This window comes from Kitasatospora sp. NPDC058478, from assembly GCF_042720345.1.
In the GTDB taxonomy this organism is placed as follows: Bacteria; Actinomycetota; Actinomycetes; order Streptomycetales; family Streptomycetaceae; genus Kitasatospora.
This window is the reverse complement of record NZ_JBHXML010000103.1, coordinates 21,224-27,811: the sequence shown is the minus strand read 5'-3', so window position 1 is coordinate 27,811 and position 6,588 is coordinate 21,224. Positions and strand designations below refer to the sequence as shown.

The following is a 6,588-nucleotide window of genomic DNA, read 5'->3' as shown; positions in this document are numbered from 1 at the left end:
GCCCGTACGAGCACCTGCTCGTACGGGCCGCCGCCGTTTCGGGCTACTCCACCGGGGACGGTCCCACGGCGGGGAAGAGGATCGGGCTGAGCAGGTACGGCTCCCGGCCCGGCGCCGGCCCGTTCGCCAGCCGAGGTGCCAGGACGGCCCGCAACTCGCCGCCGAGCTCCGCGAGTTCCGCCGGGTCGAGCCAGCACGTGCCCTGCCGGTAGGCCACCCCCTGGGCGGCCGGGTCGGCGTCCTCGCGGTCGAGGTAGGCGTTGAACTCGGCGATCAGGACGGCCATCGCGGCGGCGAAGCCCCGGCGGTGGTCCTCCCGCGTCATCGCGGCGGCCGCGGCGTCGTCCACGACCGGGCGGTCCTCGCGCAGCCGGTAGTGCCGCTCGACGGCGCCGCGCACCCGGCGCTCCTCGGCGACCTCCAGGAAGCCGGCCTCCGCGAGCAGCGCGACGTGCCGGTACACCGTCACCTTCGACACGCCGGACAGCCGCTCGCACAGCTGCGAGGTGGTGAGCACCTGCCCGCCGGCGAGGGCGTGCACCACGCGCAGGCGCACCGGGTGGAGGAGGAGGTCTACCGCTTCGAGGTCCATTGCCCAACGATTTCACAGTCGCTATCATTATCAAAGATGAAAACAGTGCGTCCGGGAGACGACCCGGGTGCCGGTTCCCAGGGGGGAAGCACCATGCGCCAGACGAACGGGCGGGCCATCACCGTCAACGGGCGATCGATCCACGTCGAGGAGTCCGGCCACGGTACGGACGTCGTGCTCTTCGAGTCGGGCCAGGGCCTCGGCCGCGCCTCCTGGGACCCGGTCCTGCCGCTGCTCGCGGACCGTGCCCGGCTGGTCGCCTACGACCGGGCCGGCTTCGGCCGCAGCGCCCGCACCGACGCCCCGCTCGACCTCGACGACCTGGCGGCCGACCTGGTCGCCCTCGCCGAGGCCGTCGCCCCCGACCGGTTCGTCCTGGTCGCCCACAGCATGGGCGGCCTGGTCGCCCGCCTCGCGTACCGGCGCCTCGCGCCCCGGCTGCGCGGCATCCTGATGGTCGACACCACACCGGAGACCGCGCCCGCCTTCGACGCCATCGACCAGATCGCCCGCCGCGTCGACCGCACGCTCGCCATCGCCCAACCCCTGGTCCGCAGCCGCCTGGTGGCCCGTCTGCTCAGCGGCACCGCCCGCCGGGTCTTCCCCACCGACACCTACGAGACCATGCTCGCCGAGGACTTCGTCCCGGCCGGCCTCGCCCAGACCCGCCGCGAATTCCGCGCCGTCGCGGCCGCCGTCCCCCGGCTGCGCGCCGAACCCCCGGCACCCCCCGGCTGCCCGACCGTCCTGCTGTCCGCCGACCGCCCCCGCCGAGGCGGCGAACGCACCCACCCCGCCCTCCAGGAACACCAGCGCCGCTGGACCGAAACCCTCCCCGACGGCCGCTACGAGACCGTCGACGCCGGCCACTTCATCCAGGGCGAGCGGCCCGACGTGGTCGCCGCCCGGATCCGCGAACTCCTCGACCGCAGCTGAGCGGTGGGCCACCGGGCGTCGGTCGACCGGCCGCAGAACGTCCGCCCGTCCGACCCGATCGCCGGCCTCGGCCGGTTCAGGCCGACGGCAGCAGTCCGGGCACCGGGCCGCCGCGACGGGACAGCCGGCGCAGGAAGGTCAGCACTCCGGGTGTCCCGACCGCCCAGGCGCGGGACTCGGCGGTCGGGTCGCCGCCGGGGAAGACCGGGCGGCCCGCCGGCCCGCCGGCCCGGGTGAGGAGCAGGGCTGCCAGTTGCTCCGCCGCGTGCCAGTGGCGGGGGTCGCCGGTGGCCGTGGCGAGGTCCACGAGGAGGTCGCCGACTCCGGCCAGACCGCAGCAGCGGACCACCAGGGCGGTGCGCGGGGCGAGCGTCCGGCAGGTGTCGGCCGCGTCGGCGGCCAGGGCGAGGAGGGCGTCGTCGCCGTACTGGATCCCGGCCTGGACGAGGACCGTGCCGAGGCCGGCCAGGCCCCGGCACCAGGAGAGGTAGCGGCGGGTCGCCCCGGGCCGCAGGGCGGCCGCGTTGAGGCGGGGGAGGTCGGCGGCGAGTCCGTCGACGATGCGGCGGGCGGTCCGGCGGGACGCCTCGTCGGGCCGGGCGAGCAGGAAGTGGGCGATGCCCGCGCGGCCGTGCGCGAAGCCCTCGGCGAGGGCGGCGGTGCCGGGGTTGGGCGCCTCGCCGGGGTCGTCGAGGGGCCGGGCGGTCAGTGCCGTGGCGCACGCGGCGGCCGCCGCGAGGTGCCGGTCGGTGTCCCGGCCGAGGGCGGCGAGCAGCAGGTGGGCGGTGCCGAGCCCGGCCGCGCCGGCGATCTGGTCGGTCCCGGCGGGCTCGTGGTGGCGAAGGTACGGGGAGTTCGTACCGGGCGGCGCCGTGCCGAGGGTGTCGGCGGCCCGGGCGAGGAACAGGTCGGCCCCCGCCCGGCCCTGGTAGAGCGAGCCGTCGAGGCGGTCGAGCGCCGGGTGGGCGGCCGTCCAGTCGGCCAGGGCGGTGGCGGCGGCCCGGGCGTCGGGGCGGTCCGCGTGCTCCAGCAGTTCGAGGCCGAGGCCGGCGGCGCCGTCGTAGAGCGACAGCAGGGTGCGGGGTTCGCCGGCGCGCGGGTCGGTGGCGACCAGCTCGCGGGCCATCCGCACGCAGGTGCCGACGGTGTGGTCGACGGCCTCGTCGAGCGGGGCCCGCCGCGGCCCGGCCGAGCGCCGGGCCGGGGGGCGGCCGAGCGGCCTCCCCTCCCGCAGGCCGGCGGCGGCGGCCGCGCGCCAGGCCCGGTCCGGGCTCACCAGGCCCGTGACCAGGGCCACCGCGGAATCCGCCGAGTCCGAAGGCCCGGGGAGGGCCGCGCGCAGACAGGCCAGGGTGCGGTCGCGGTTGGTCGCCGGGTCGGGGTCGATCACCACCGGGTCGAGGCCGGTGAGGGCGTGGTGCAGCGTGGTGCCCAGCGCGTAGTAGTCCTCGGTGGGGTCGGTTCCGGTGGCGCCGGGCAGCCCGTAGCCCGCCGTGGCCCCGGGCGGGCGGGCGCCGTCGAGGGAGCTGACGCCGAAGTCGACCAGCGAGCAGCGGCCGGCGGCGTCCAGCACCACGTTCGCGGGTTTCAGGTCGCAGACCACCACGCCGCGCGCGTGCACCGCGTCCAGGATCCGCAGCAGTCCGCGCGCCAGGCGCCACCAGTCGCGCCCGCCGGTGCCCGGCCGCAGGTCGTACGGGCCCGCGGCGAGGACGTCGCGCCGCAGGTCGCGCGGCCCGCACGCGCCGCTGACCAGGTACTCGTCGGCGCCGTGCCGGAAGTAGTCGACCAGCGGCGGCACCCCGGGCACTCCGGCCAGGGCGGTGAGCACCCGGCGTTCGTGCCGGAGCCGGCCGCGCGCGTCGGTGCCCGCGCCGTCCTCGCCGACGTGGGCGCGGGCCTGTTTGACCACCACCTCGCGCCCGGTGGCGAGTTCGACCGCGCGGTAGACGTGGCCGTTCGGCGAGCGGGTGATCCCGGCGGTGATCCGGTACCGGCCCTCGCCGACCCGGGTGGTCGGCGGCCGGGCGCCGGCCGCGACGGGCGCGAACGGGTCGCTCGCCCAGGGCGGTTGGCGGTAGCGGGCTTCGGCCAGGCCGGGGAAGACCGCCCCGTCCGGGCCGGTCATGCCGTAGTCGGCGCCGTCGTCCGTGACCCGGAACAGTCCGTAGCGGTAGTAGACCGGCGCGTCCGGCCGGAGCCGGAGGTCGCTCACCACCCGGGGCCCGGCCCAGCCGGCCAGCGCCCGGGCCAACTCCGTTCCCAGCGCGACGAGGTCCGCCTCGTCCGGGTAGACCGTGACGGCCTTGCCCACGGCCGCGGGGCCGCGCAGCCCGCTGTTGAGCTCCCGCAGCACGGCCGCGCCCGCCGCGAACTTCGCGTCGCAGGTGCGGCGCAGCAGGATCGGGACCACCGCGTCCAGCAGCTGCGGGAGTTGGCCCTGCCGGGCGGACAGGTGGAGCTTCCAGCCGTGGGCGCGCGCCGGCATCCGCGGGTCCTGGAGGTACCACCAGTGCCCGTCGGTGTGCAGCGGGCGGCGCGGGCCGGGCGCGGCGGCCGCCAGGTCGGCGACCCGGCGCCGCAGGGCCTCGGCGGAGCCGGGGTCGGGTGGTGTGGTCATCGCTCCGCCCTCCCCCGGTCCGCTTCCTCGGTACGGGTCAGCAGTCCACGGCGCAGTCGAAGCGCGTCGGAACGTAGGTGACCCACGGGTCGGCGAGACACGCGACCGGGGCGAGGTCCGCGTCGTGCTCGTCCTCGAAGACGATGACGTCCTCGTCGATGTCCAGCAGGCCTGCGTCGCGGATCTCGGTCACCACTGCGCTCATGGGTGGTTCCTCCCTTGGGGGTTGGACCTGCTCTTGCGGATCACGCCGGGCGCGCGGGACACCTGGGCACGCTGATCCGACGTGACCCGCAAGAGGGGGCCTGGGCCGGTGTTCCTTGCGGTTGGCGCCTCATGCTAGCCACGCCGACCGGTCCGCGACAGGGGTACGACAACGCCAACTCGGCCGCTCAGCACCGCGATTCCCGGCGACCGGAACGGACCGTTCAGTCACTCACCAGGCGGCGGCCGGTGATCTCGTCCGGGCTGATCCGGATCCAGCTGGTCCGGTCGCCGCCGGCCCAGGGGATCGCGCCGGGGAGACCGACCAGGTGGTGCAGGGCGGCGGGGTCGTGCACGTGGTGGGCGGTGCCGAGGAGGAGGACGCTCCAGCCCCGGCCGAGGTACTCGTCGATGTGGTCGATCTGGAAGGAGAGCGCGGTGCCCTCGGCCGGGGCGCCACGCTCGGTGGTGCGGTAGGCGATGGTGCCGTCGTCGACGACGTAGTTGACGGGGACGACGACCGGGCCCGGCTGGAGCGGCAGGGCGATGCGTCCGACGCCGTGGGTGCCGATCAGCTCCCAGCACTCGGGTTCGGTGAGGCCGAACAGCCGCGGGTGCGGGCCGGGGCCGCCCTGGCCGGGCGGGGCGTCGGCGCGGCCTTCGAGCAGTTCGCCGCGGCTGAGGCCGAGTGCGGCGGCGATCCGGACGAAGCCGCCGGGGTCGAAGGCCGGTCCGGCTTCGAGCAGGTAGTGCAGGTAGCGGGGGGCCATGGCCGCCTGGTGGGCGAGGTCGTCCTCGCTGAGGCCGAGTTGTTCGCGCCGCTCGGCGATCCGGCCGGCCACGGCGGCGGGTTCGGCCCGGTCGACGGCGTCAGGGGTGTCGTTCACGGTGGTGGCTCCTCGGCTTGCCGGCGGGTGCCCGGGGTCGCGCCCGGCGTCGTGTCCCGGTCGTGTCCGGGCGGTGACCAGGCCGGATCCATCCAAGCGCCCGGCGTGCGCCAAGTCGAGGAACGGCGGGGCGCCGTGCGTGTCGGCTCGGGGCGAACCGTGGCCGGCCCACCCGACCGACCCGAGCCCGGCGGGCCCGACCTTGATCGGCTCCGCCCCGCCTGCGATCATCGCGCTGACGTCGAATCAGGTCGGCGTCCGCTACGGGGAGGAGTGCCATCCGTGATCGTTGTGACGGGTGCCACCGGTACGGTCGGGTCGAAGGTGGTCGTGGGGCTGCGCGAGCGCGGCGAGGCGGTGCGGGCGCTGGTGCGCGCCGGTTCGCCGGGCCCGGCGGAGTGGGACGACGCGGTCGAGCGGGTGGCCGCCGACTTCTCGGATCCGGCTTCGCTGGACGCGGCCCTGGCCGGGGCCGACGTCGTCTACCTCCTGGTGGCCGTCCACCCCGAGATGGCCGCCCACGAGCGGAACGTGATCGACGCGGCCGTGCGCACCGGCCGGCGGCCCCGGATCGTGCTGCACGCGGCGGCGGGCGTCGAGCAGCGGCCGGAGGGCGTCCGCTTCGTGGGCGCGCACGTCAGCGGCCTGGACCACCTGAGGGCCTCCGGGCTGCCGTGGACGGTCGTGGCGCCGAACGGCTTCCACCAGAACGTCCTGGGCATGGCCGTGGGCGTCCGGGCCGGCACCCTCGCGGCGCCGGGCGGCGAGGGCGCGGTGTCCTACGTGGACGCCCGGGACGTGGCGGCGGCCGCCGTCGAGGTGCTGGCGACCGAGGGCCACGAGGGCGCGGTCTACACCCTGACCGGCCCGGAGGCGCTGTCGCACGACGCCTTGGCCGAGCGGCTCGCCGCGGTCGCGGGCCGCCCGGTGGCGTACACCGCGCTGGCGCCCGAGGCGGCCCTGGCCGGAATGCTCGACGCGGGCTGGGACCAGTGGCGCGCCGAGGGCATGGTCGAGCTGTACGGGCTGTACGCGGCCGGGTACGCCGCCGCCGTCAGCCCCGACGTGGAGAAGCTCACCGGCCGCCCGGCGCGCTCCTTCGCCGAGTTCGCCGCCGAGCACGCGGCCGCCTTCGCCGGCTAGGCAAGAGGGTTCCAGGACGCCCGTGGTGCGCGCGCCACGGGCGTCAGCCCGCCGCCGGGGTGGCGCGGTCGCGCCTTACCGGCGGAGCGGACGGTCCGTCAGGATCCCCGGCGCACGCGGCTGTCGATCCCCGCGGCCGGGGCGCATACTGTCCTGCGCGGCTCGCACCCGCGCGACAGGGCCCGCTCAGGACCCGGCCCGGGCTG

At 76.8% G+C, this 6,588-nt stretch carries 6 protein-coding genes; 2 read left to right on the top strand and 4 right to left on the bottom strand.

All coding sequences use genetic code 11. The features are described 5' to 3' along the window. Positions 1–43 precede the first annotated feature (43 nt). Entirely contained in the window at positions 44–592 is a 549-nt protein-coding gene (locus ACFWPT_RS37860) for a helix-turn-helix domain-containing protein (protein ID WP_380425065.1), read from the bottom strand. Positions 593–685: 93 nt separating this feature from the next. Between ACFWPT_RS37860 and ACFWPT_RS37855 the strand changes: the two genes are divergently transcribed. After that, entirely contained in the window at positions 686–1,528 is an 843-nt protein-coding gene (locus ACFWPT_RS37855) for an alpha/beta fold hydrolase (protein ID WP_380378783.1), read from the top strand. 76 nt (positions 1,529–1,604) lie between these two features. Here the strand turns inward: ACFWPT_RS37855 and lanL are convergent, their stop codons facing one another. The 3 genes from lanL to ACFWPT_RS37840 all read right to left on the bottom strand — a co-directional run bounded on the left by lanL (position 1,605) and on the right by ACFWPT_RS37840 (position 5,239). Further along, on the bottom strand, positions 1,605–4,148 hold the full coding sequence (lanL, locus tag ACFWPT_RS37850; RefSeq protein WP_380487395.1) for a class IV lanthionine synthetase LanL: 2,544 nt from the start codon (positions 4,146–4,148) through the stop codon (positions 1,605–1,607). 37 nt (positions 4,149–4,185) lie between these two features. After that, complete coding sequence (locus tag ACFWPT_RS37845) at positions 4,186–4,353, bottom strand: SflA family class IV lanthipeptide (RefSeq protein ID WP_380378787.1); 168 nt, start codon at positions 4,351–4,353, stop codon at positions 4,186–4,188. Positions 4,354–4,576: 223 nt separating this feature from the next. Continuing rightward, positions 4,577–5,239, bottom strand: coding sequence for a helix-turn-helix domain-containing protein (locus ACFWPT_RS37840; protein ID WP_380378788.1), 663 nt, complete (start codon positions 5,237–5,239; stop codon positions 4,577–4,579). Between the two features lie 282 nt (positions 5,240–5,521). Here ACFWPT_RS37840 and ACFWPT_RS37835 point away from each other — a divergent pair, with 282 nt between their 5' ends. Further along, positions 5,522–6,382 (top strand): NAD(P)H-binding protein, encoded by an 861-nt coding sequence (locus ACFWPT_RS37835; protein WP_380378790.1) that lies wholly within the window; start codon positions 5,522–5,524, stop codon positions 6,380–6,382. The last annotated feature ends 206 nt before the right edge of the window (positions 6,383–6,588 follow it).

Coding starts and splice junctions, on each gene's coding strand:
- ACFWPT_RS37860 (WP_380425065.1), bottom strand. CDS start 592: ATGGACCTCGAAGCGGTAGACCTCCTCCTCCACCCGGTGCGCCTGCGC.
- ACFWPT_RS37855 (WP_380378783.1), top strand. CDS start 686: ATGCGCCAGACGAACGGGCGGGCCATCACCGTCAACGGGCGATCGATC.
- lanL (WP_380487395.1), bottom strand. CDS start 4,148: ATGACCACACCACCCGACCCCGGCTCCGCCGAGGCCCTGCGGCGCCGG.
- ACFWPT_RS37845 (WP_380378787.1), bottom strand. CDS start 4,353: ATGAGCGCAGTGGTGACCGAGATCCGCGACGCAGGCCTGCTGGACATC.